Below are 23188 nucleotides of genomic sequence, written 5' to 3' on the forward strand. Positions count from 1 at the left end.
CTGTAGCGAGGAAAGGCTATGACCATACTCAAATTCCTACTAGGGGGTGCCGTCGCCATCGCGGGCGCCGCAGCTCTTCCATCCCAATCGAAAGCGTCGGAATGGGGCTGTCAGGTCCTCCTATGTCTTTCCGGCGACTGGCAAGGCACCCCCTCGTGCCACCCGCCAATTTACAAGTTGATTGCGGCGATGGAAGCCCCGGGTTTTAATTGGCCGACCTGTCCGCAAGCCAACTCCAGCGCGGCGAGATTTGAGAAGTATGAGGATTGTCCGTCTGGCTGGCAAGCAGTTGGCAGCTCCGAATCCGATCGGCCGGGCTTAGGTCAAGAACGGAACATCTGCCGCATCGCGGCCGACAGGCTCTCCTTGCCCGTTGTTTTCAAAAACAACGCCCTCGGCGGGCATCATCGAGACGGATCACGTCCGGTCCAAATCGAAATCGACGGTAAGGTGGTTGCGGCAACAATCCAGCCTGCGGGAAACGATCGAGGGCATTCCCTTGGTAATGGCCCCACCTACTACACCATCCCTCGACCGATGCGCGGAAAGCCCTGGTTCATCGAGTATGATGACGCGAACGGCGTGCGCCAGAAAAGCTGGTTCAATCTCAACATGCGCTAAGCCAGGCGATCGAGCAGGACGAGGCACTATGAGGGTCACAATTCACGGAGGTTTGTAGTGTTCAAGGTGCTTCTCCTGTCCACGGTGATTTTGAACACAGGCGCTGTGTTGACGGCGGCTGGTCAGAGCGACAAGCCCCGATCAAACGTAGACAATCCTATGTGGCCCGCTTCACTGAAATGGGACTGCAAGACCGCAGCCAAAATCGTGTGCGAGCGCGATGGCAGTTGCTCGGTGGTTGAGGACCACACTGGATTTGTGCTGAACTACGGCAGCAACGAAGCTGAGTTTCCGGCCAGCAATGTCAGGATCAAACGCCACTATCAACAGACCGTGCAGGGGAGCCCTTTGCAGCAGGAGGTTAAAGTTGAATTGGCCGACAACCGCGTTCTTTGGCTGACGGCCGTGGATGCCAGCCGCACTTATTCGCAGGCGTGGGTCGGCGCACTGAGCGAGTTGAAGGGTGGCGCGGTACTCATGGAATCCGAGGGCGTCTTTTGCATGCCGCACAAGTGAGTGCGCCGGGAGGGGAGGCGAGCGAAGGCCGATATCGTCTCACCTGGGGTGCCGACCCCGGCGTTTCAGAAGAGCAGAGTCCGCCGCCCAGTCTTAATCAGACGGTGACGTGGTGTTGATAAAATCGATCTGTCGAAGAGTAAGCCGTCCTGTTGCAACAATGAGGGTTTGTCATTCGATTACAACCGACAAGACTTGCAGAAATCGCCATTAATGCGTTTAAGTTATTAAGAAGTACTAACACTTACTGGCGAAAGTCGCGTAATCTATCTTATGGAACTTGCTAAGCGATAGGCCTCGACTGCCGGCTCGATCAGCCCGGGCTCTGGTGCAGGCGGAGCCACGGCCAGATCGTCGGGCAGATTTTCACATTGCGCCACGTGAACACGATGAAGCGCTTCAGGAACGGTATGGCCTGTGCCGCCTCGCCGGTTTCCCGCGCGCGATTCTTCGCGTCGTCAGGGATGAAGCGGTCAGCATAGACGACGGTGGTGCCGTGTTCGCCCTTGCGGACATGGCCGCCCAGCAATAGCGCCTGGCGGAAAGTCAGCCAGCCCTGGATGGGAAAGCCATGCTCGACGACCGCACCCCACAGGATCAGCACGTTGATCCCGGAATAGGCGCGGCCTGTCGCGGCATTGGCCGGCATAGCAAGGGGCGCTTGCGCCGCCGCCGTGCCCCAGGGCTGCACCCAGGGAAAGCGCCCTGCTTCCAGTTCGGCGATGATCTTGCTGGTGATATCGTCATAGAGGCTTGACCGGTCAGCGCCGGCGCGAGCGTAATGTCTGGACATCGCGGTTCTCCGCGACGGGCGCCGGAGGCCTCTCCTCCAGCTCTCAACCCGTCACGGCAAACTGGTCCGTACTCTCACTCTAGACGGCGTTGCGGGGGCCTCCCGCAGAAGAGGGACGCTCTCGAATTTTGGGCAAAGGCGGTCCGCGCCAAATGCTTATTCCTACCGGACTGCGTGGCGGATGCGCTCGGTAAGCGTTTGTTCGACGTCGAAATAGCCTTCCCAGGCTTCCGGCAGCTGAGCCCGCGCGGCGGCGGCGAAAACATCGAAACCGTTGGCGCTTTCGCAGGAGGGCAACTCCTCCCAGCTGACGGGCACCGCACACCCCGCCCCCTCGCGTGCCCGAGTGGACCAGGGACAGATTGCAGTGGATCCCTGGCCGTTGCGTAGGTAATCGAGAAACATCCGGCCCTTGCGCTTGGCCTTGCTCATGTTGGCGACGAAGCGCGACGGATCTGTACGGGCCAGCAGTTCGGCGAAGTCTTGGCAGAAGCTCTTGACCTCGTCCCAGTCTGCCTCCGGGACGAGCGGCACGACCACATGAACGCCCTTGCCGCCGGACAGCAACGGCCACGACTGCAGTCCAAGCGCTTCCAGGATGCCCCGAACGTCGAGGGCTGCCTGCTTGACGGCAGTGAAGCCCAAGCCCTCGTCGGGGTCGATGTCGAAGATCATGCGGTGTGGCAGATCCGGCTGCTGGCGCAGGCTTCCCCAGATGTGGAATTCGAGCACGTTCATCTGGACGCCTGCGATCAGCCCAGCCAGGTCATCGATCCACAAGATCCGGCTTTCCTTCCCAGACATCTTCTCCAACTGGCCGTCATGGATGGCCTTGGGCATGCCTGGCAGTCTGTGTTTCTGAAAAAAGGTCTGTTGCAGGTCGCCGTCGGTATCGCGCACCAGCGACAGCGGCCGATCCTGTATGTGCGGCAGCATCTTCTCGGCGACCACGGCGTAGTAGGCGGCAAGCGTGGCCTTGGTCACCTTGGTCCCGGGATACATGACCTTGTCCGGATGCGTCAGCTTGACGCCGACAGCAACGGCGATCTCCTTGCCGATTCCCGGATCGAGATTGGGGGAGCCAAGAGTTGCCGGCGCCTTCGGCATTTCCATCACTACCTGGTCGGCTCGCTTATCTTCGCGCATGCCCTCAAAGCTTGGATGTCGCAAGCTGCCGTCCGGTGTCACTTCGGCATAGGTGACTTCGGCGACAAGCTCGGGCTTCACCCACCGGGCACGGCGGGCAATGTCTCTCGGAACGGAGGCGAAAGCCGGTTTCTCAAGATGGCGTTTCTCGAGCTTCGCGAGGATGTCCTTGCGCATAGCTGCGGTGAACCCAGTGCCGACGCGGCCGCGATAGATGAGCTTGCCATTGTCGTAAGTGCCGAGGATCAGCGAGGCCATGCCATGTCCTGTGTCACTTGGGCGATAGCCGCCGACAACGAATTCCTGTCGCTTCGTGCACTTGATCTTGAGCCAACTCCCGGTGCGGTCGCCGACGTAGGAGCTGTCGGCGCGCTTGGCGATAACGCCTTCGTGGCCGCCCGCGCACATGGCGTCGAACACCCTTTTGCCCTGGTCGAGGATGTGGCTGGAGAATTGCAGGCTGTCTTCAGGGCGGCGCGACCCTAGCAGGGACTCAAGTCGCTCCTTGCGCTCAAGGAGCGGCTGGTTCGACAGATCTTCGCCATCGAATTCAAGCAGATCAAAGGCATAGAATTTGAGCGGCATACCCGCGGCAATGCCGGTTTTCAGCATGGAGAAGTTCGTGCGGCCCTGGCTGTCGATGGCGACGATCTCACCGTCGATCAGCACCGCGCCCTTGGTCAGTCTCCGAAGCGGCGGCAGGATGACCTTGAACTGTCGGGTCCAGTCGTGGCCATTGCGGGTATAGACGACGACGTTCGAGCCGGAGATGGCGACTTGGGCACGATAGCCGTCGAACTTCATCTCGAAGAGCCAATCCCCGCCGACCGGTATGTGGTCTGTCAATGTGCAGAGCTGGAAGGACCGAAATCCCGGCAGCGGATGTCTAGGGATAGATTCCGAGTCTCGGTGCCGTGTGCGCCTTTTGCTGATGCCGAGGGTGCCATCTACAGCCGACATGCGGAACTCGGATACATAGTCCGATTCAATACCCTGCCTGGGATTCGGTTCCATGTCCAAGCATCTCCGCGCCGGCGACCGTCGGCGCTCTAAGGAAGAACGGCGTATACGCCGCAGTCCTGCGCGCGTCCGCACCGCGGATCATTGTCGCACGTAGGACGGAGGAAATTCGCCCCCGCCGCGGGCGGTGAACGGGCCAGCCGTAGGAGCGTCAGCATAGCGCCGGCCGCAGGACGGGATGCGGGACCGACTGTCCCCGCCCGCGGTGGTCCGCATGTTTTGCGTCGAAGCCGACCGGCGGAGATCGCTCGCATTCCCGGTTCTCGACAGTCCGGCCGCTGATCGGCGACGATGCGATAGGATTGTCCAACCAGTGCCGAGTGGGCCTGGACGAATTCGATGAGGTCTTGCATCCGTTCGCCCCTCAATTGCGTGGCAGCTTGTGAATTTCCAGCCTGACAGGCCCTCCCCTGTCACAACTCGTGCAGAAGAGCGCTCGCTCGACCGAACTGAACAGAGCGCCTTTTCCATAGCGTTCGATGAGCCCGGCAGGCTTTACCGTCGCATGGTGCGAACAGGATCTGCACCAGGCCCGCAACACATGCCATTCGCGAAGATCGCCGAGCGCCACGTCGAGGCCCGCATGAACGCTACCATCAATGATGGCCTGCGGTGGGATCTTGACCTCGCCTGGTGTCAGGATTTTCTCCATCACATGCCGACTGTTGTAGTGGATCAGCAACATGCCTGGCCGGCGCCGGATGGCAGCTTGCCAGGCTGCCTGACTCACCGTTGAATCGGGGGAACGCGAAATGGTTTCGGATAGGGCCTGCTCCTCTCGATCCCATACCTCGATCCGAAAATTGTCTTCCGCTGTTTTTGCCATAGCTTCGCCGGCCAGCGCGATTGACGCCGAGCCATGGTCCTTTTCTGCTTCAGATCACGCTGAAATAAGGAACATATTCCTCCCCCGTCAAGGGGCATGCTTGACACTTTGTTCTCTTTTTGTTCACTATTGGCGGAAATGGCCATAGGAGGCAGAGGCGGCATTGCTCTATGTCAGTCGCAACTGCTTGCTGCCGACTGCACTGGTAGCTTCGGTGGTTAAGAGGATTCCGATTGGATCAGGCTTTCTAGCAGATCAAGCAGCCGGTCCTGCTGCTGGGCACCGTAGCGTTGCTCGATCGCCTCATAGATCGCGGCACGCTCAGGCGACAGGTCCTCGATCAGTGCCAGCCCGGCCGGACTGATGGCGATCAGTGCCCGACGCCCATCATCCTTTACCCTGTTGCGGGTGATGAACTGCCGCTCCTCCATCGCCTTGATGATGCGGGTCAAGCTAGGCGGCAAGATCGAGGCTCGATTGGCGAGTTCGGTTGCTTCGAGCGGCCCGGTTTCGGCAAGCACCCGCAGCACGCGCCATTGCTGCTCGGTGATGTCGTGTCGGGCAAGCATCGGTCGAAAGTGCGCCATGATCACTTCACGGGCACGAAGCAGGGCCATTGGCAGGGAGCGTTTGGTTTCCGTTATTCGCAAGGAAGACTCCACGAAGGCGCGCATGAGCCCATTGGCAATCACCCGCGAACTCACAGCCAAGTTAGGATGTCGAGCGCACGGGAAAGGATGTTGACCCAACTGCAAAGCAATTGACAATACATCAACAAAATGTAATACGCACGTTAATTAAAGACAGCGTATATGTCCGACTGGAGCGACAGCTTGCCGCACATGGTGATCGACTATTCGGCGAATCTCGACGCCAGGGTCGACATGACGGAGCTCTGCGCTTTGGTCTCGCGGACAATCCTCGAAACCGGTCTGTTCGAGCCGGGCGCGGTCAGGGTGCGCGCCTTTCGCGCTGATGCTTATGCCATCGCCGACCGTCTGCCCGAGAACGGTTTCATCGACCTGAACTTCCGCATCGGCAAGGGCCGCACTGACGAAGAGAAGAAACGCACCGGCGAAGCGATCTTCGCGGCAGTGTCCGAGCATCTCGCTTCATTGTTCACGACGCCGCATTTCGCGCTGTCGCTGGAGATCCGCGAGATCGACGCCGAACTGAGCTGGAAGAAGAATGCCATCCACCCGCGCCTGCGAGGCAAGTGACAGGGCGTGGCAAGTGACAGGAAAGACCTCATGGCTCTAGACGACAATCTGAAGAAGGCCGAGGCCTATCTCGACCGCTTCAAAAAGGGCGGCGTGCTCAACCAGATCGGCGGCGAGGCGGTACCCGCTGCCGACGGCTCGATCTATGAGACGATCTCGCCGATCGACCTGAAGCCGATCGCCACCGTTGCGCGCGGCAAGGCAGCCGATATCGACCGCGCCGCCAAGGCGGCGAAGGCGGCCTTTCGCGACTGGGCGGCGCTTGCCGGCGACGCCCGCAAGAAACTCCTGCACAAGATTGCCGACGCCATCGTCGCACGCGCCGAGGAGATCGCCTTTGTCGAGTGCATGGACACCGGCCAGTCGCTGAAGTTCATGGCCAAGGCAGCGTTGCGTGGTGCCGAGAACTTCCGCTTCTACGCAGATCGCGCGCCCGAAGCGCGCGATGGCCGCACGATCCGCGCGCCGAACCAGGTCAACATGACCACGCGCGTGCCGATCGGCCCGGTCGGCGTCATCACGCCATGGAATACGCCCTTCATGCTTTCGACGTGGAAGATCGCGCCGGCACTCGCCGCTGGCTGCACCATCGTCCACAAGCCGGCGGAACTGTCACCACTGACGGCGCGGCTGCTGGTCGAGATCGCCGAGCAAGCCGGCCTGCCCAAGGGCGTCTGGAACCTCGTCAACGGTTTTGGCGAGGATGCCGGCAAGGCGCTGACCGAACACCCTGACATCAAGGCGATCGGCTTCGTCGGCGAAAGCCGCACCGGCTCGATGATCATGAAGCAAGGCGCCGATACGCTGAAGCGCGTGCATTTCGAGCTTGGCGGCAAGAACCCGGTCATCGTCTTTGCCGACGCCGATCTGGAGCGCGCCGCCGACGCCGCCGTCTTCATGATCTACTCGCTGAACGGCGAGCGCTGCACCTCGTCTTCGCGCCTGCTGGTCGAGGAAAGCGTCTATGACAAGTTCACCGCGCTGGTGGCGGAGAAGGCAAGGCGCATCAAGATAGGCCATCCGCTCGACCCGGAAACCGTGGTCGGTCCGCTGATCCATCCGGTGCATGAGGAAAAGGTGTTGTCCTATATCGAGATCGGCAAGTCGGAAGGCGCCACGGTCGCTGCCGGCGGCGGCAAGTTCGATGGTCCTGGCGGCGGCTGCTATGTCAGCCCGACGCTGTTCACCGGCGCCAACAACCGCATGCGTATCGCCCAGGAAGAGATTTTTGGACCGGTGCTGACCGCCATCCCGTTCAAGGACGAGGCCGAGGCGCTGGCGCTGGCCAACGACACGCAGTACGGCCTGACCGGCTATCTCTGGACCTCGGACGTCACCCGCGCCTTCCGCTTCACCGACGCGCTCGACGCCGGCATGATCTGGGTCAACTCAGAAAATGTGCGCCATCTGCCGACGCCGTTCGGCGGCGTCAAGAGTTCGGGCATCGGTCGCGACGGCGGTGACTGGTCGTTCGATTTCTACATGGAAACCAAGAACATCGCGTTCGCGACCGCGCCACACTCGATCCAGAAGCTCGGCGGCTGACCGGAGACATCAAGATGCCCTTGCCCACACCCAACCTCTACCCGGCCTTCAACATCGTGCGGCTGAGCCATGTCGAACTGGCAGTGACCGACCTCGCAAAATCACGCGCCTTCTATGTCGACACGCTCGGCCTGCAGGTGACCGACGAGAGCAAGGACGCGATCTATCTGCGCGCGCTGGAAGAGCGCGGCCACCATTGCATCGTGCTGCGGAAGGCTGCCAAGCCGGAAGCCCGCGACCTCGGCTTCAAGCTGTTCTCCGACGAGGATCTCGACAAGGCCGAGCACTTCTTCAGAGGCAAAGGCCTGCCGGTGGAATGGGTCGAGCGGCCGTACCAGTCACGGACCTTCCGCACCCGCGACCCGCACGGCATTCCGCTGGAGTTCTACTCGAAGATGGAGCGGCTGCCGCCGATTCACCAGAAATACGCGCTCTACAAGGGCGTCAAGCCGTTGCGCATCGACCACTTCAACTGCTTCTCGCCCAACGTCGATGAATCGGTGGCGTTCTACAACGAGCTCGGCTTTCGTGTCACCGAGTACACCGAGGATGCCAGCAGTGGAAAACTGTGGGCGGCGTGGACGCACCGCAAGGGTGGCGTCCACGACATCGCCTTCACCAACGGTGTCGGACCGCGCCTGCACCACCTCGCCTTCTGGGTGCCGACCCCGCTCAACATCATCGATCTGCTCGACCTGATGGCGACGACCGGCTACCTCGCAAACATCGAGCGCGGTCCCGGCCGGCACGGCATTTCCAACGCCTTCTTCCTCTACATCCGCGATCCCGACAATCACCGCATCGAGATCTATTGTTCGGACTACCAGACGGTCGATCCCGATCTGGAGCCGATCAAGTGGGACCTCAAGGATCCGCAGCGGCAGACGCTGTGGGGCGCGCCGGCGCCCAAAAGCTGGTTCGAGGAAGGCAGCGTCTTTGCCGGTATCGAGCCGCGCCAGCCCGATCTCTCTGCCTCGCCGATCATCGCGCCATGACGATGGCTGGAACAGGCGTGATGGGGAAATCAGCATGACGGCACAGGCACGGCTCGCCACCTTCACCGTCGGCGGCAAAAAGCGCTACGGCGCGATCACCGGCAAGGGCGTCGTCGACCTGTCGGCGCGCCATAGGCAGTGGCCGACATTGCGAGAAGTGATAGAGGCCGAAGCCTTGCAACATCTGGCGGAAGAGGCGGAGGCCTTTGCCGCCGACTTTTCCCTCGACGATATCGCTTACGACATTCCGGTCCCCTCCCCGGAAAAGATCATCTGCGTCGGCGTCAACTTTCCCGACCGCAACGAAGAGTACAAGGACGGCCAGGCGGCCCCCTCCAACCCGTCGCTGTTCATCCGCTTCCCGCGCTCCTTCGTCGGCCATGGCGCGCCGTTGGTACGGCCGCCGGAATCGTCGCAATTGGACTATGAGGGCGAGATCGTCATCGTCATCGGCAAGGCGGGCCGGCGGATCGCCGAGACGGAAGCGCTGAACCACATCGCAGCGCTTTCGCTCTGCAACGAAGGCACCATCCGCGACTGGGTTCGCCACGCCAAGTTCAACGTCACCCAGGGCAAGAATTTCGACCGCACCGGCGCCATCGGCCCATGGCTGGTGCCCTACACCAGCGAGGCGCAGATCGCCGACATCGCGCTGACCACCCGCGTCAATGGCGAGCTGCGGCAACAGGACCGCACCAGCCGCATGATCTTTTCCTTCCGCAAGATCATCAACTATGTCTCGACCTTCACCACGCTGGTGCCCGGCGACGTCATCGTCACCGGCACGCCGACCGGCGCCGGCGCCCGTTTCGACCCGCCGATCTGGCTGAAGCCGGGCGACGTCATCGAGGTCGACGCAGACGGCATCGGCCTGCTTCGCAACGGCGTCGTCGACGAAGGGACAGCACGATGACTCCCGAGCAAGTCGAGGACGCCGCCGCGCGGCTGTTCGAGGCCGAACGCAACCGCCGCCAGATCAGGCTGCTCAGCCTTGATTTTCCCGATGCGACGATGGACGACGCCTACCGCGTGCAGGCAGCACTGGTGAAGCGGAAGGTCGCGTCCGGCCTGACAATCAAGGGCTGGAAGATCGGCCTGACCTCCAAGGCCATGCAGTCGGCGCTCGCCATCGACATTCCCGATTCCGGCGTACTGTTCGACGACATGTTCTTCGACGACGGCGGCACCGTTCCCGGCGACCGCTTCATCCAGCCGCGCATCGAGGCCGAGATCGCCTTCGTTATGAAGGCGCCGCTGGCAGGCCCTGACGTATCGATCGACGACGTGTTCGACGCCACCGACTACATCACGCCTGCCCTTGAAATCCTCGACACCCGCATCGAGCGCATCAACAAGGAGACCGGCAAGGTCAGGACCTTCTTCGACACCATCTCCGACAATGCCGCCAATGCCGGCATCGTCATTGGCCGCGCAGCCGGGCCGCGCGAAGCCGATTTGCGCTGGATCGGTGCCATCGTCTCGCGCAATGGCGAGGTCGAGGAAACCGGCCTTGGCGCCGGCGTGCTCGATCATCCGGCCAAAGGCATCGTCTGGCTGGCCAACCGGCTGCACCAATACGGCATGCAGATCGCTGCTGGACAGGTCGTGCTGTCAGGCTCGTTCGTGCGCCCGGTCGAAGCCCGCCACGGCGACAGCATCGTCGCCGATTTCGGCCCTCATGGAACAATCCGCATCGCGTTCGCCCGCTAGAGCGGCGCTTGAAACAGACTCGCTGTGCCTCGTCACTTCAGCCTATGAGCAAGCTTCAGTCGGTCGAACTCGTCCGCACCGGCCGCATTAGCAAGGCCAAAGCCGAGATGGTGCGGACCGCCCTCACCTTAAGAAGTGGCAAACGACATATGAGACGAATGGTCGATGGTCCGCGCGTCTGGGCCGTGAGGCCGCCAATCGGCAAAAGCCAAGATCGCACTCGCCCGAAAGCTCGCGGTCATCCTTCGTCGCATCTGGGCGACAGCACCGAGTCCCGCCGGACCGATAGAGGTGAATCGGCTGCATAGGGGCACTGCTCTCACCCGTAGCGAGCCTAGATCCCTGACGGGACGCTGGGTCGAGTGGAAACCACCATCGGTGGAATGGTCCACGTCAGGCAGAATGGCTCCGAATGACGCGTATTTGCCGCCAATCGCCGCATGAACGGACGGAGATCGTTCGGAGTCCCAGCACCTGGACTTGAATATGGCCGATCGTGAACGAGCGAGAGAAATTGAAGCGTGCTTTGATTAAATGCTGGGGAGACATTGCTGTTAGTCGAAGCGAAGAACGACGGTAGCTTGCTGACAGAGACCTCACCGAAAGGCGCGGCAGTCTTTTGGGTCCCAGCCTATCTTCACATCAACGCCAGGCCGCAGTGGCAGGTCGGATCTTGCGTTGACTGTCTTAATGATGAAGTTCTCCGAGCCCGCCGCGTGAACTTTCACCCGAATATGGTCGCCGTGATAAATCGTATCGAGCACCTTGCCATCGAATTGGTTCATCGGGTCTGGAAAGTCATGGCCCAATAGACAGCGTTCCGGGCGGACCGAAATTATCACGCCATCGCCTGGCGCGAGAGACTCATCGGCGACTGCACGCACAACGCCACCGCCTGACAAGGCAACATCGTACAGTCCGTCCTTGCCGGACTTGGCGACCTTCCCTGTCAGTGTATTGTTCTCACCAATGAACCGGGCGACGAACGCGTTGGCGGGACGTTCATAGAGGTCCTGCGGTGTCGAAAGCTGCTGGATGATGCCATCGTTGAACACGGCTATCCGGTCCGACATGGTCAGGGCTTCGGATTGGTCGTGGGTCACGTAGATCATTGTGATGCCGAGACGGTCATGCAGCGCCTTGATTTCGTATTGCATCTGCTCTCGCAAATGCTTGTCCAACGCGCCCAGCGGTTCATCCATCAGAACCACTGTCGGCTCGAAGATGAGTGCCCGCGCTAGCGCGACGCGCTGCTGCTGGCCGCCGGAAAGCTGCGAGGGGCGTCGCCCTGCGAAATTGGGCAGCTCAACCATATCGAGCGCGCGTTTGACCCGGTTGGCGATGTCGGCCTTGGCGACGCGGCGCACCTCAAGGGGAAAGGCGAGATTCTGTGCCACGGTCATGTGCGGGAACAGTGCATAGCTCTGGAACACCATGCCGATGCCGCGCTCATGCGGCGGCGTCTGGGTCACTGGCCGTCCGTCCAGCAGGATTTCTCCTGAGGTGGCATCCTGAAAGCCAGCAAGCATCATCAGGGTGGTCGTCTTGCCGGAGCCCGACGGGCCGAGCAAGGTGAGGAATTCGCCCCTGAGTACGTCGAGGTTGAGGTTTTTGACGACGAGGCCAAGGCCTCCATACGATTTCTGTACATTGATGAACCGGACCAGTGCGGTCTCGTCATGGGCTCGCGCGGGATTTGCCGACAAGTCGCTCATCATATCTGGCTCACGAATTTGCTGACGAGACAGGTCTCAAGGCCTTCGACACCGTTTTCGGCCCCGTGTCCGCTGTCCTTAATGCCCAGAAACGGCGTCTCGGGAAAGGAAATGGTAAAGCTGTTGATCCCGACCATCCCCGTTTCGAGCCCGCTGGAAAATGCCTTCGCCGCGTCTGCGGTCGCGCCGAAACCATAGCTGGCCAGACCGTAGGGAAGCCGATTGGCCTGCTTGATTCCACTTTCGATCGAGTCGATCGGATTGATCAGAGCCACGGGGCCAAACGGTTCCTCATTCATGACACGCGCATGTTCTGATACATCGCACAACACCGTCGGTGAAAAGAAGTAACCGGGGCTGTTACGCCGATGGCCGCCGGCACGCAGGTTAGCGCCGTGCTTTTCGGCATCGGCCACGAGTTCATCCAGCGCAGACCCGCGTCTCGAATGGGCAAGAGGTCCCATGGCCGTATCTTCCAGGAAGCCATCGCCGACCACAACGCCATCCGCAATGGCAGCGAAGCGTTCGACAAACTCAACATAGATCGCCTTGTGGACATAAAAGCGGGTCGGCGACACGCACACTTGGCCGGCATTGCGATATTTCGCCATCGCTGAAAGCCGCACGACGGCATCGATGTCGACATCACGGTCGACAATGACCGAACCGTGGCCGCCGAGTTCCATCGTTGTCCGCTTCATGCCTGCGGCGCAGAGCGCCATCAGATGTTTTCCGACGGGCACCGAACCGGTGAACGATACCTTGCGTATGATCGGGGAGGCGATCAGATACGATGAAATCTCGGCAGGTATACCGAACAGCATGGATATCACGCCCTTGGGAATCCCTGCATCGTCGAGCGCCTGGACGATCGACATGGCACTGGCTGGCGCTTCTTCGGGTGGTTTGAGAATGCACGAGCAACCCGCGGCCAATGCCGCGCCGAGCTTTCTGGCCGGATTGACGGCTGGAAAATTCCAGGGCGCGATCGCCAGCACCGGGCCGACTGGTTCCTTGACCACGAATTGCTGCATCCCTTCGATGCGCGAGGGTATGATCCTGCCGTAAGCCCGGCGCCCCTCCTCGGCAAACCATTCCAGAGTCTGCGCAGCGGCTTCCGCCTCGATACGGGCCTCGGCCAGAGGTTTGCCTTCTTCGAGCGTGATCAGACGCGCGATGCTCTCACCCCTTTCCCGAACGATTGCGGCCGCGCGGCGGATGATATCGGAACGGTCAAGGGGCGAACGTCTCCGCCATAGCTCGAAGCCGGTTGCCGCCGCCGCTAGAGCGGCGTCCATGTCGTCCTGAGTTGCCACGGGCAGGTTGCCAAGAACGGCCTCGGTCGCGGGATTGAAGACCGGTATTGACTCACGATCGCCTCGCTCATGCCATTCGCCGCCGATCAGCAAGCGCAGATCGGGATAGGATTGAACCGCTGAAACGGTCCTCTGAGGGTTGTTGGTCATGCTGCCTCGTGCTGTATGGCCATTCCGCAAATAAGCTGGATAAGACCGAGCGGATCAGTCGGTGCGGTATCACCCCGCCAGGCGACATGCTGGTCGGGCCGCGAGAGGACCAAGGCCTTGTCGTAGACGCCAGCAGCGTCCTCCGCCGTGACATCGAGCAACCGGACAGGAACAGCGATCGCGTCCGCTGCGGCCAAGAATGTGGTCACGTCAATCGAAGGATCAAAGCGAAGCAGCGTGTAATCGGGACCCATCGCGTCGTAGAGCGAGCGGCCATCGTCGAGCCAGACGTGAGGGGTCCGGCAGCCCGGAACCGTGGACGGTGTGAAGTCGGCCATGCCGTAGGCAGGTGGTTTTTCTCCGTCATAGGCGATGATGGGGGATTGGTCATAAAAATAGCCAAAGTTCAGCCCGCCGCAGCAATATTGCTGAACGTTGAGGTCATAGGCGAGTTTGCCAAGCGCGGCTCTTGCTCGCTGGCCCTCGGCGTCGTCATCATCGATGTTGTCAGGAACGTCGCCGCGTTGCTTCGACAACGCCAGCGCATGGTTCATCGCAAAATGCGACACCTGCTCGGTGATGGGCAGCCGCTCTTTCTCATGGGCGTCGACAATGGATGCCGGCGCCCAGCCGTTCAGGTGAGCGGCGAGCAGCCAGGCGAGGTTTGCAGCGTCGGCGATGCCGGCATTCATGCCGTACCCGGCCATCGGCACCCATAGATGGGCCGCGTCGCCGCAGATAAAGACGCGCCTGTCGCGGAACTTGTCGGCTACCAGGCGCCGACCGATCCAGTCTTCCTTGCTAAGAATTTCGTAAGCGAAATCAGGACCGACGCCGAGGATGGTTCGCAACGCCCAGTCGCGGTCGATGGCTTCAAAGTCTTCCTCGCCCGGCCTGAGATAGTTGTGAACCAGCCACTTCTCCTTGCCGTCGATCGCATAGACATTGCCGGAACGCTGCGGGTTGAGGGAGAATGTCGCCCAAGCGGGCTTCAGGTTGCTGAGCGACAGCAGCGACGGCGCTCTGATATAAGTGGACTGGACGCGCTGCACGACCGCCGTACCGGAAAGCTTGGCGCCAATCGCCTTACGCACGCCGGAACGCGAGCCATCGCAGCCAACCATATAGCGAGCGCGAATGGAGATGGTCTCGCCCGTATCGAGCAGCCGCCCCGTTGCCTGAACGCCATCGTCATCCTGGGTGAAATCATTGATCTGGACACGGTTGAGCAAGGAGAGATTCGGCATCGCCGCGGCATGGGCGAACAGCACCGGTTCGATATAGATTTGGTTGATCCGGTGCGGCGGCTCCGGCGTCGGCCACCATGTGTCAGGGCCGCCGGTCGCCGTATAGCGGTCCTTCCGGCACGGAATTTCGATGCGCGACAATTCCTTGCCGGTGAAGCTCACTCGGTAGGAAATGTCGTTGGAATAGTCGGCCGGCAAGCCGGTTTGCCGCAGCTTTCCGGCAACGCCCAAGCGGCGGAAAATCTCCATCGAACGAGCTGCTATGTGATTGCATTTGACACTCGGCGGCTCCCCCTCATGCCGCATTTCCACCAACAGCGTCTCCACCCCGCGCGACGCGAGATCCATGCCGAGGGTGAGGCCGACCGGGCCGCCGCCGACGACAAGCACCTGTGTTTCTATCGTTCGTGTCATTGCGAATGAATACCTATGGGATTGAAGTGATCAGGCGATCTTCGCCGCCAGACGCTGGCTGCGGCGCTGCAGCATCAGGATCACAGCCATTAAAGCGACCGAAATCAGGATCATCAGCGAGGCAGCCGCCGTGATCGTAAGGCGAAAGCCGTCGACACTGGCGGTGAGCATCTGGCGCGGCAGGGTGCGCTGTTCGGGTCCGGCCATGAACAGCGCGATGACGACGTCATCGAACGAAGCGGAAAATGCAAACAGTGCGCCGCTGACCACGCCCGGAAGAATGAGTGGCAAGGTGATCCTGCGGAAGATGAGCAGGGGCGGCGCGCCGAGGCTGGCACCGGCACGCAGATAATCCGGATTGAATCCAGAAAGACTGGCCGAGACCGTCACGATGACGAAGGGCACCGCGATCGCCGTATGCGCCAGAATGAGGCCGATGTAGGTGTTGTTGAGCAGGAACGGTGCCGACGCGTAGTAGACAGAAACGCCGGTGATGATGACCGGCACCATCATGGGCGAGATCAGCAGTCCGACCAGCAGGCTCTTGCCGCGGAATGTCGCTTTCCACAGGCCGAAGGCCGCTGGCACGCCCAGAGCCATGGCAAGCGCCGTCGCACACGCGCCGACCAGCAATGAGTTGAAAAGAGAGCGTATCCAGAAGGGTGAGGTGAACAGATCCTGATACCAGCGCAAGCTCAACCCATCGAGGGGGAAGCGAAAGAAGCTGCCGGAGTTGAAGGACAGCGGCAGGAAAATCAGGATCGGGGCGACAAGAAATATGCAGGCGAGCGTGGCTACGACAGGAACTCCCCATCGGCAGGCAATCTGCAGTGGCGTGGCCCGGATGCCGTGTGCCATGGTCAGACCACCCCGACTGTTTTGCCGCCAGCAATCGAGCGATAGACGCTGGACAGCAGCACGATTGCTACAAGGAGTATCAGCGAGAGAGCTGCAGCCAGCCCCCAATTGGAACTCTTCGTCACGTAAAAGGCGATGATCGGCGCGATCGTCTGGTCGTTCGGATTGCCGAGCAGCACCGGCGTAATATAGGCGCCGAGAGCCTGGATGAAGACGAGAAGGCAGCCGGACACCACGCCAGGCATAACCAGGGGCAGGTAGACGCGGCGAAACACCGTGAACGGCTTGGCACCCAGCGAGGATGCCGCCCTCAGATAGCCGTCGGGGAACGCTTTCATGACGCTGAAGATGGCAAGGACCATGAACGGCAGCAGAATGTGCGTCATTCCGACATAGACTGCCATACGGTTAAACATGAGGTCGAACGGCGCGCCACCTGCACCGAGCCCCGCAAGCACGGCGTTGACGATGCCCTCGCGTTGCAGGAGGACGGTCCAGGACAGGGTTCGCACGAGTATGGATGTCCACAGCGGCAGGAGAATAAAGATCATCAGAAATCCGGCCCGCCGTGGCGGTGAGCTGGCTATGAAATAGGCGAGCGGGAAGCCGACGATCAGGCAGATGAGTGTCACCCAGGCGGCCATGACCACCGTACGGACAAGCATGCCGGCGAAAAGCGCCTTGTCAGGCGCCACCTTGGCGATAGCGCCCTGATCGGTGCGCTTCAAGTCGAGCGCGGCAAGTAGGTTGGCGTCCGTCAGCGGACCGCCGGCGCGCTTGATTGCCGCCCACGTCGCGATCTGGCCCCACCGCGCGTCGATGGCGACGAAGTCCGGCCCCGTCAGCGTAGCGGGCTCGGCCGACACGGCGGTGACCGTCTTGAACAGAAGTGACCGGAAACCCGGCAGATCCGAATTGATGCGGACGGCTGCCTTGGCCAGTGTTTCCGGAGCGGTGGTTTTTAGGTCGTGCTGCAAGCCGGCGAATGCTGGGCTGTCCGGCAGCGAACTTCCGTCGAACTCGCCAAGAGCGGCAATCGTGCGCGGAAGTGCCTGCCGGGCCAGCGGATCCGAAACGCTCTGCCACAGCGTCGCCGCTATCGGCACGAAGAACGTGACGAGCAGGAAAAGGAACAGCGGCGCGACCAGGATAAGGGCCTGCGCGTTCCCGAGCCGCCTGAGAGGGGCCGCTATCTTTGCGAGGTTGGTAAACATGAAACCGAACATGCACACAGTATGGGCACCCTGTGGAGGCGCCCATACTGTGTCATTCTATCATTGGCCGATGAGGGTCGTCATGCGCTGGTTCAGCGCATCGTAATTGTCCAGCCAGAAGCTTGCATTGGACTGGATCGCCGTCTTGATGTTGTCAGGATTGGCCGACAACAACGGCAGCACTTCCGGCTTGACCAAGGGCAGAGCATCGGTGTTCGGAACCGAGATCCCCATCTTGGATGCCAGTTGCGCCTGTCTCTCCGCTTCGGTCGCGAAATTCAGGAAGCTATAGGCCGTATCGAGATTCTTCGCCCCCTTCGGGATCGCCCAGTAGTCGATGTGGCGGATCGAATTGTTGTTGACGACCTTGTTCTTAAGCCCTTCGCCGAGATTGGTGGCGTTGATACCGCTGTCGTAGGTGGCAATGAACACCGCCTCGCCGCTTGCCAGAAACTGCCGCGACTGTCCCGGATTGGTCCACCAGATGATGTTGGGCATCAGTTCCTTGACCTTGGCGAAGGCGCGATCTTGGCCTTCCGGCGTGGCGAGCGTCTTGTAGACGTCGGCCGGCGCAACTCCATCGGCAAGCAGCGCTGCCTCCAGCGTATCGCGTGGGTCGCGATAGAGAGATCTCTTGCCAGGCCATTTTTTGACGTTCCAGAAGTCGGCCCAATTTTGAGGTGCTTCTGAGGTCTTGGCGGGATCGTAGGCGATCGACATGTTGTAGAGGACCTCACCAAGGCCGCAATCGAGCTTGGCATCCGGGATCAGCTTGGCGGCTTCCTTGATCTTGCTATAGTCGATTTTTTCGAAGAGCCCTTCCTGGCATCCTTGGATCACCTCGACATCTTCCGCGGCAACAACGTCCCACGTGTTGTTGCCCCCTTCGATGCGGGTGCGGATGACGCCGATGCCATAGTCACGGCTGTCTTCCACCAGCTTCACGCCAGTGGCCGCGAAGGGGCTGAAATAGAGCTCCCGGACCATGTCCTGAACGAGACCGCCGAAGTTGGCGACGGTGATCTGCTTTTCTTGAGCACTGACACTTAGGGCGGTGGCTGTGACCAGAGCGGCGCCGAGACACAGTGCCTTGATGTGAGATTTGAACATTTTTTAGTCCTCCGTTTTGTTGAGTATTCCCCGGTTTTATGTTCAGGCAACCAACACGTTGAGGACGGCCTGACGTCCCTCCTGCTCTACGGCATGCAGGGCACGGCGAAGCGCTGCCGGCAGGTCTTTCGCCTGCTCGACCCGCTCGCCGTAGCCGCCGGATGCTTCGACGATCTTTTCATATTCGGGACTTGGCTCGAGATACGTGAAGACCGCATTTCTGTTCAATCTGGTTTCGCTGTCCGGGTAGACGGAAAGCGTGGCGCGCCGAACTGCTGCCCACATGCTGTTGTTCATTATGATGGTCAGCGTCGGCAATTGATTTGCCCGGGAAACGAAATGGGCAGGGGTCGGGTTGCCAAACATGTAGGCGCCGTCGCCAACCAGGCTGATGACGCGTCTTTCCGGCGCGGTCAGTTTTATTCCGAGAGCCGCGCCGAGTGCCCAGCCAAGACCGCCGGAGCTTGGCGCGCCAAAATAGCCCCCACCGCCATCGAGTGCGAGAAGCTCAGTCGGGAATGCCGTCTCGGCGAGAATGGTGTCGCCTTCCCCCGACACGTCGGCCAGGCAACGTGCCACTTGAGCATAGCTTGGCAGTTCGACGTCGGCTACGGCTCGTTCTCTCAGGGTCCTGAACGCAGTCCGCTTGGTATCGAGCCAGGCAATCCTTTCCTCGACCACATCTGCCTCGGCGTGGCTTGCGGCCTGGATCAAACGCATGGCTGTGGCGACATCGCCATCGATCGCCAGGTCGGCCTGAAATCCACGCACGGGATACCGCGAGAAGTTCGGATCGAAGGCCAGGTGGATCACGCGCGTCCTGGCACCAGGACTGTGATGCAGGGGAATCCACGGCACGTCGCAGGACGCAACGATGATCAGGTCGGCTTCCTCAACCAAGGGCCCGGGTTCGAAACCAACGAAGCTTGCATTATCAATATCAAGCGGCATGAAGCGCGGGCGGTGCGCCGCCACCGCAATCGAGTGGGCTCCGGCAAAGGCCGCCAATGCTTGGCGTTCGCGCGCCTCACGACCAAGCGCGCCGGTCACGATGAGTGGACGCCTCGCTTCAGCCAGCCATTTTGCAGCAATGTTGATGGCGTTCTCGTCAGGAGCGGGCGGCGCCACCTGTGGTGAAGTCCGTGCCGGTTCAACAGACACGGGTTCGCCAAAGGTCTCGCGCGGCAAGGTGAGATAGACCGGACCACGTGGATGGGCCGTGGCAATGCTTATCGCCCGGTCGACGACAAGGTCGGTTTGATCTGCCCGACGTAGCTCATAGTCCCATTTGACGACCTCGCGAACCATGGCGCCCTGGTCGAACATCTCCTGAGCCCAGTGGATGAAAGCGTTGCGCGATGCCAGGGAACCCGTTTCGGTGATCGGGTTGCGGCCGGCACAAAGGATGAGCGGCACCTGTTCGCGAGAGGCGTTGATGAGCCCGCAGATTGCGTTAGCCGTCCCGACATTGACGTGCACCATGACCGCTTGCGGATTGCCAGTGGCAAGATAGGCGCCGTGCGCCATGGCCACCGCAAGATTTTCGTGCGGCACGGTGATCGGTCGAGGAAGGGCGGATGGCTGGGGATGCGTCGCATAGGCCTCGATGATCGCGGCAAAATCCGTTCCTGCATTGCCGAACAGGTAGTCGACTCCACGCCGCTTCAATGCTTCGAGAAAGGCCGTGGCTGCAGTCGTCGCTTTCACCGGTTGCGTGGCGACGATCATACGACGGCTCCGACAGCGCGGGCAGAACGGCGAATGAGCGTCGCCTTGATATCCGTGAACTTGTCGAAGGCGTGCAGCGAGCGATCGCGACCGAAGCCGGACTCCTTGAAGCCACCGAACGGCATTTCGATGTTCACGCCTCCGGCGGCGTTGACGAAGACGCTGCCGGCATGCAGGCGCTCGCTGGCGTGGAGTGCCTTGTCTATGTCACGTGTCCAGACAGCGGCACCAAGGCCGTAGCGTGTGCCATTGGCGATCGCGATGGCTTCATCGAGCGACGTGAAAGACATTACGGCGAGCACCGGCCCGAACACTTCCTCCTGCGCCAGCTTCGAGGCGGGTTCGACACCGACGGCAATCGTCGGTCCAATAAAGCAGCCCTCGGAAGGCCGTTGCGCCTTGCGTCCATCAAGCATCAGGCTCACGCCCTCCTGTCCCTCGGCAACAGCGATTGCCCGGGTAATGCCATCGAGCTGCCGAGCGTTGACCACCGGGCCGAGATCATTGCCTAGATGAAGCGGGGATCCGGTCTTCAGCGTTGCGGCGATTTCCGTGATGCGCTTGACGAAGTCATCGTGAATGGCGGCATCAACCAGGAGGCGGGACGGTGCATTGCAGATTTGTCCCTGGTTGCGAAAGATAGCGCGAGCGGCGGTCTGGGCGGCCTCTTCCAGATCCGGTGCGTCGGCCAGCACGATGTTGGCGGTCTTGCCGCCACATTCGAGACTGACCCGCTTGAGATTGCTTTCGCCTGCGTAGCGTAGAATCCGTCCGCCCACCCGGCCCGACCCGGTGAAAGCGATCGCGTCGACGTCGGGATGGAGTGCAAGCGCGCGACCTGCTTTGTCGCCGCGCCCGGTCACTACATTGAAAACGCCGTCCGGTACCCCTGCTTCACTGGCAAGTTCGGCGAGCCGGATGATCGCCAGCGAGGCGTCTTCGGCTGGTTTCAGGACTACGGAATTGCCACTGGCCAGCGCCGGACCCAACTTCCAGGCTGCGATCATCAACGGGAAGTTCCATGGAACGATGACGCCGACGACTCCGAGCGCGATCTTGGCGACGAGCCCGGTCTCGCGATCCGAGATCGGCAGCATCTCATCGCTGAGCTTGTCGAGCGCCTCGGCATACCAGCGGATGGTGCCGGCAGCTTCGCCGGCATCCATATGGATGGCCATCCCGACCGGCATGCCCATGTCTCTGGATTGCAGAACACCCAGTTCGAATTGATGCTGGGCGATCAGATCGGCGAACCCCAGGAGGATTTTCTTGCGTTCGCGCCGACCGAGCCCGACCCAGCGCCGGCCCGCGAAGGCCCGCCGCGCCGACTCAACCGCGACATCGATATCGGCCGCGTCGCCTTCGGGAAAATCGGTAAGTCTCAGTCCGTCGATTGGCGAAATGCTGTCCATGCGCTGGCCGCTAATGGCCTCACAGGACTTTCCGTCCACGAATGACATGGCCGGCGAAAGGGACTTGGCGGCTTCCGCATTGATGCGTTGTTGAAAATCGGGGTTCGTGTTCATCAAGCGGCTTTCTGGACCCGCTCTACGGCGGCAACTGCCTGACCGATCGTCTCGACGATAGTCGTGACCTGCTCGGCGTTGATCGTCAGTGGCGGCGACAGGATAACCTTGCTGGCCATGACCCGAACGATGACGCCCTTGGTGAGGCAGGTCTCGGCAAAAACCCTCATCTCTGGATCAGCAGGCCCGAAAGACTTCTTGGTATCCTTGTCGCGCGCCAGTTCCACGCCCACCATCAACCCGCGGCCGCGCACATCACCGATGATCGTCGACTGCTCTGCAACGGCCTTGAGCCCGTCCATGAGCTCAACTCCCCGCGCGGCTGCGTTTTCAGAAAGCTTTTCACGCACCACGATGTCCAGCACCGCGGTCGCCGTCGCACAGGCCAGCGCGTGGCCAGAATAGGTATAGCCATGCATGATCGGTGCGGGATTGGCCGGGTTATCCCACGCCGCCGCGACTTTGGCGCTGACCATTGTTGCGCCCAGGGGAATGTAGCCTGCCGTGATGCCCTTGGCGAAACACATGATGTCGGGCTTTACGCCCCAGAGCCGACATCCGAACATCTCGCCAGTGCGACCGAAGCCGGTGACGATCTCGTCGGCGATCAAAAGCACACCATGACGATCGCAGATATCGCGCAGCAACGGCCAGTAGTTCTCTGGGGGGACAATTACGCCCCCGGCACCTTGGATCGGTTCGGCGATCACGGCCGCCACGGTATGGGCGCCCTGATAGACGATTTCACGCTCCAACTGCTCTGCACAGATCCGTCCCAGTTCCTGCGGGTCGGTCGTCCACTGGTTGCGGTACAGGAATGGACTGTCGACCTGAAAGAAACCAGGCATCAGCGGCTCGAAAGCCTGCCGGAACGGCGGATTGCCGCCGGCCGACAATCCGCCGAAATGGACGCCGTGATAGCCGTATTTCAACGAGAAGAACTTCGTGCGTTCCGGCTGCCCGGTCAGCTTATGATATTGGCGCGCGAGCTTGAGCGCGGTCTCGACTGCGTCCGAGCCGCCGGATGAAAATAACACCTTGGCCATTTGCTCGGCCGCGAGCATTTCACTCAGACGCGTCGACAGTTCGATCTGCGGCGGGTTCGAGGTCTTGCCGAAGGTTGTGTAGTAGGCGATGCGGTCGAGTTGCTCGACGATTGCGTGTTTCACTTCCTCACGCCCATGGCCGATGTTGACGTTCCAGAGACCGCCGACCGCATCGAGATAGGACCGTCCGTCGATGTCCTCGACGAACACGCCCTTGCCCTTGCTGATGATTAACGGCGCCGACCTGGCCGTCTCCTGAGGCGAAATCATCGGATGCAGAATGTGCCGCGCGTTGTTGGCCTTGATGAAGGCAGCATAGTTTTTGAAATCCGGGCTCATCGCATTCTGTCTCGTTTCAAATAAATCAACACCGGTGTCGATATCGATACGCTATGGTCAAAAGCAGTTCGTGTCAACAAAGCTGGCGGGGGATCGAGCCCACTTTGTCGGGCGCGTTGCCACGGGCTCGGCT

The 23188-nt window shown here is 61.0% G+C and carries 19 protein-coding genes and 1 pseudogene; 7 read left to right on the forward strand and 13 right to left on the reverse strand.

Annotated features, from left to right (window positions below):
* The first annotated feature begins 18 nt into the window (after positions 1 to 18).
* The gene (locus EN861_RS28600) at positions 19 to 621 is read left to right on the forward strand and encodes a hypothetical protein (protein WP_127415128.1); all 603 of its coding nucleotides are present in this window, start codon (positions 19 to 21) and stop codon (positions 619 to 621) included.
* 57 nt (positions 622 to 678) lie between these two features.
* Entirely contained in the window at positions 679 to 1137 is a 459-nt protein-coding gene (locus tag EN861_RS28605) for a hypothetical protein (RefSeq protein WP_135867205.1), read from the forward strand.
* 293 nt (positions 1138 to 1430) lie between these two features.
* Here the strand turns inward: EN861_RS28605 and EN861_RS28610 are convergent.
* From EN861_RS28610 to hpaR, 4 genes and pseudogenes are all read right to left on the reverse strand, one after another.
* A pseudogene (locus tag EN861_RS28610) lies at positions 1431 to 1930 on the reverse strand (ArdC-like ssDNA-binding domain-containing protein); the annotation flags it as partial.
* Between the two features lie 162 nt (positions 1931 to 2092).
* Positions 2093 to 4090 carry a DNA ligase D gene (gene ligD, locus EN861_RS28615; protein WP_245512136.1) on the reverse strand — a complete coding sequence of 666 codons (1998 nt, stop codon included), beginning with the start codon at positions 4088 to 4090 and terminating at the stop codon, positions 2093 to 2095.
* A gap of 370 nt (positions 4091 to 4460) precedes the next feature.
* Positions 4461 to 4922 (reverse strand): hypothetical protein, encoded by a 462-nt coding sequence (locus EN861_RS28620; protein WP_126070413.1) that lies wholly within the window; start codon positions 4920 to 4922, stop codon positions 4461 to 4463.
* A gap of 218 nt (positions 4923 to 5140) precedes the next feature.
* Positions 5141 to 5596, reverse strand: coding sequence for a homoprotocatechuate degradation operon regulator HpaR (gene hpaR, locus EN861_RS28625; protein WP_126070414.1), 456 nt, complete (start codon positions 5594 to 5596; stop codon positions 5141 to 5143).
* A 159-nt stretch (positions 5597 to 5755) separates the two neighbouring features.
* Here hpaR and EN861_RS28630 point away from each other — a divergent pair, with 159 nt between their 5' ends.
* The 5 genes from EN861_RS28630 to hpaH are packed head-to-tail and all read left to right on the forward strand — an operon-like array spanning position 5756 to position 10392.
* Positions 5756 to 6142: a 5-carboxymethyl-2-hydroxymuconate Delta-isomerase gene (locus EN861_RS28630; RefSeq protein ID WP_126071183.1), complete on the forward strand. Its 387-nt coding sequence runs from the start codon at positions 5756 to 5758 to the stop codon at positions 6140 to 6142.
* A 30-nt stretch (positions 6143 to 6172) separates the two neighbouring features.
* Entirely contained in the window at positions 6173 to 7687 is a 1515-nt protein-coding gene (hpaE, locus tag EN861_RS28635; protein WP_135867207.1) for a 5-carboxymethyl-2-hydroxymuconate semialdehyde dehydrogenase, read from the forward strand.
* Positions 7688 to 7701: 14 nt separating this feature from the next.
* Positions 7702 to 8682 (forward strand): 3,4-dihydroxyphenylacetate 2,3-dioxygenase, encoded by a 981-nt coding sequence (gene hpaD, locus EN861_RS28640; RefSeq protein WP_135867209.1) that lies wholly within the window; start codon positions 7702 to 7704, stop codon positions 8680 to 8682.
* A 34-nt stretch (positions 8683 to 8716) separates the two neighbouring features.
* The gene (locus EN861_RS28645; RefSeq protein WP_135867211.1) at positions 8717 to 9595 is read left to right on the forward strand and encodes a fumarylacetoacetate hydrolase family protein; all 879 of its coding nucleotides are present in this window, start codon (positions 8717 to 8719) and stop codon (positions 9593 to 9595) included.
* A complete protein-coding gene (gene hpaH, locus EN861_RS28650) occupies positions 9592 to 10392 on the forward strand; it encodes a 2-oxo-hept-4-ene-1,7-dioate hydratase (protein WP_135867213.1) in 801 nt (266 codons plus the stop codon). Before EN861_RS28645 ends, hpaH begins: the two co-directional genes overlap by 4 nt.
* 596 nt (positions 10393 to 10988) lie before the next feature.
* Here hpaH and EN861_RS28655 read toward each other — a convergent pair.
* From EN861_RS28655 to EN861_RS28695, 9 genes are read right to left on the reverse strand one after another with little or no spacing between them, the layout of a single operon-like run.
* Complete coding sequence (locus EN861_RS28655; protein WP_126071184.1) at positions 10989 to 12107, reverse strand: ABC transporter ATP-binding protein; 1119 nt, start codon at positions 12105 to 12107, stop codon at positions 10989 to 10991.
* On the reverse strand, positions 12107 to 13573 hold the full coding sequence (locus tag EN861_RS28660; protein ID WP_126070419.1) for an NAD-dependent succinate-semialdehyde dehydrogenase: 1467 nt from the start codon (positions 13571 to 13573) through the stop codon (positions 12107 to 12109). Before EN861_RS28660 ends, EN861_RS28655 begins: the two co-directional genes overlap by 1 nt.
* A complete protein-coding gene (locus tag EN861_RS28665) occupies positions 13570 to 15234 on the reverse strand; it encodes an FAD-dependent oxidoreductase (protein WP_135867216.1) in 1665 nt (554 codons plus the stop codon). Before EN861_RS28665 ends, EN861_RS28660 begins: the two co-directional genes overlap by 4 nt.
* Positions 15235 to 15264: 30 nt before the next feature.
* The gene (locus EN861_RS28670; RefSeq protein WP_348630910.1) at positions 15265 to 16200 is read right to left on the reverse strand and encodes an ABC transporter permease; all 936 of its coding nucleotides are present in this window, start codon (positions 16198 to 16200) and stop codon (positions 15265 to 15267) included.
* The gene (locus EN861_RS28675) at positions 16095 to 17306 is read right to left on the reverse strand and encodes an ABC transporter permease (RefSeq protein WP_126070421.1); all 1212 of its coding nucleotides are present in this window, start codon (positions 17304 to 17306) and stop codon (positions 16095 to 16097) included. The genes EN861_RS28670 and EN861_RS28675 overlap by 106 nt, the downstream gene beginning before the upstream one ends.
* A gap of 60 nt (positions 17307 to 17366) precedes the next feature.
* Positions 17367 to 18416 (reverse strand): ABC transporter substrate-binding protein, encoded by a 1050-nt coding sequence (locus EN861_RS28680; protein WP_126070422.1) that lies wholly within the window; start codon positions 18414 to 18416, stop codon positions 17367 to 17369.
* A gap of 42 nt (positions 18417 to 18458) precedes the next feature.
* Positions 18459 to 20144, reverse strand: a complete 1686-nt coding sequence (locus EN861_RS28685; protein WP_126070423.1) for a thiamine pyrophosphate-requiring protein — start codon at positions 20142 to 20144, stop codon at positions 18459 to 18461.
* Positions 20141 to 21670: an aldehyde dehydrogenase family protein gene (locus EN861_RS28690; RefSeq protein WP_126070424.1), complete on the reverse strand. Its 1530-nt coding sequence runs from the start codon at positions 21668 to 21670 to the stop codon at positions 20141 to 20143. Before EN861_RS28690 ends, EN861_RS28685 begins: the two co-directional genes overlap by 4 nt.
* Positions 21670 to 23055 (reverse strand): aminotransferase class III-fold pyridoxal phosphate-dependent enzyme, encoded by a 1386-nt coding sequence (locus EN861_RS28695; RefSeq protein WP_126070425.1) that lies wholly within the window; start codon positions 23053 to 23055, stop codon positions 21670 to 21672. Before EN861_RS28695 ends, EN861_RS28690 begins: the two co-directional genes overlap by 1 nt.
* Positions 23056 to 23188 lie beyond the last annotated feature (133 nt).

The organism is Mesorhizobium sp. M8A.F.Ca.ET.218.01.1.1 (assembly GCF_004791165.1).
Classification (GTDB): Bacteria; Pseudomonadota; Alphaproteobacteria; order Rhizobiales; family Rhizobiaceae; genus Mesorhizobium.

Bases quoted from the DNA above. Each gene is read 5' to 3' on its own strand.
- EN861_RS28600 (WP_127415128.1), top strand. From the start codon at position 19: ATGACCATACTCAAATTCCTACTAGGGGGTGCCGTCGCCATCGCGGGC.
- ligD (WP_245512136.1), bottom strand. From the start codon at position 4,090: ATGGAACCGAATCCCAGGCAGGGTATTGAATCGGACTATGTATCCGAG.
- EN861_RS28620 (WP_126070413.1), bottom strand. From the start codon at position 4,922: ATGGCAAAAACAGCGGAAGACAATTTTCGGATCGAGGTATGGGATCGA.
- hpaR (WP_126070414.1), bottom strand. From the start codon at position 5,596: ATGCGCGCCTTCGTGGAGTCTTCCTTGCGAATAACGGAAACCAAACGC.
- hpaE (WP_135867207.1), top strand. From the start codon at position 6,173: ATGGCTCTAGACGACAATCTGAAGAAGGCCGAGGCCTATCTCGACCGC.
- hpaD (WP_135867209.1), top strand. From the start codon at position 7,702: ATGCCCTTGCCCACACCCAACCTCTACCCGGCCTTCAACATCGTGCGG.
- EN861_RS28645 (WP_135867211.1), top strand. From the start codon at position 8,717: ATGACGGCACAGGCACGGCTCGCCACCTTCACCGTCGGCGGCAAAAAG.
- hpaH (WP_135867213.1), top strand. From the start codon at position 9,592: ATGACTCCCGAGCAAGTCGAGGACGCCGCCGCGCGGCTGTTCGAGGCC.
- EN861_RS28655 (WP_126071184.1), bottom strand. From the start codon at position 12,107: ATGAGCGACTTGTCGGCAAATCCCGCGCGAGCCCATGACGAGACCGCA.
- EN861_RS28660 (WP_126070419.1), bottom strand. From the start codon at position 13,573: ATGACCAACAACCCTCAGAGGACCGTTTCAGCGGTTCAATCCTATCCC.
- EN861_RS28665 (WP_135867216.1), bottom strand. From the start codon at position 15,234: ATGACACGAACGATAGAAACACAGGTGCTTGTCGTCGGCGGCGGCCCG.
- EN861_RS28675 (WP_126070421.1), bottom strand. From the start codon at position 17,306: ATGTTTACCAACCTCGCAAAGATAGCGGCCCCTCTCAGGCGGCTCGGG.
- EN861_RS28680 (WP_126070422.1), bottom strand. From the start codon at position 18,416: ATGTTCAAATCTCACATCAAGGCACTGTGTCTCGGCGCCGCTCTGGTC.
- EN861_RS28685 (WP_126070423.1), bottom strand. From the start codon at position 20,144: ATGATCGTCGCCACGCAACCGGTGAAAGCGACGACTGCAGCCACGGCC.
- EN861_RS28690 (WP_126070424.1), bottom strand. From the start codon at position 21,670: ATGAACACGAACCCCGATTTTCAACAACGCATCAATGCGGAAGCCGCC.
- EN861_RS28695 (WP_126070425.1), bottom strand. From the start codon at position 23,055: ATGAGCCCGGATTTCAAAAACTATGCTGCCTTCATCAAGGCCAACAAC.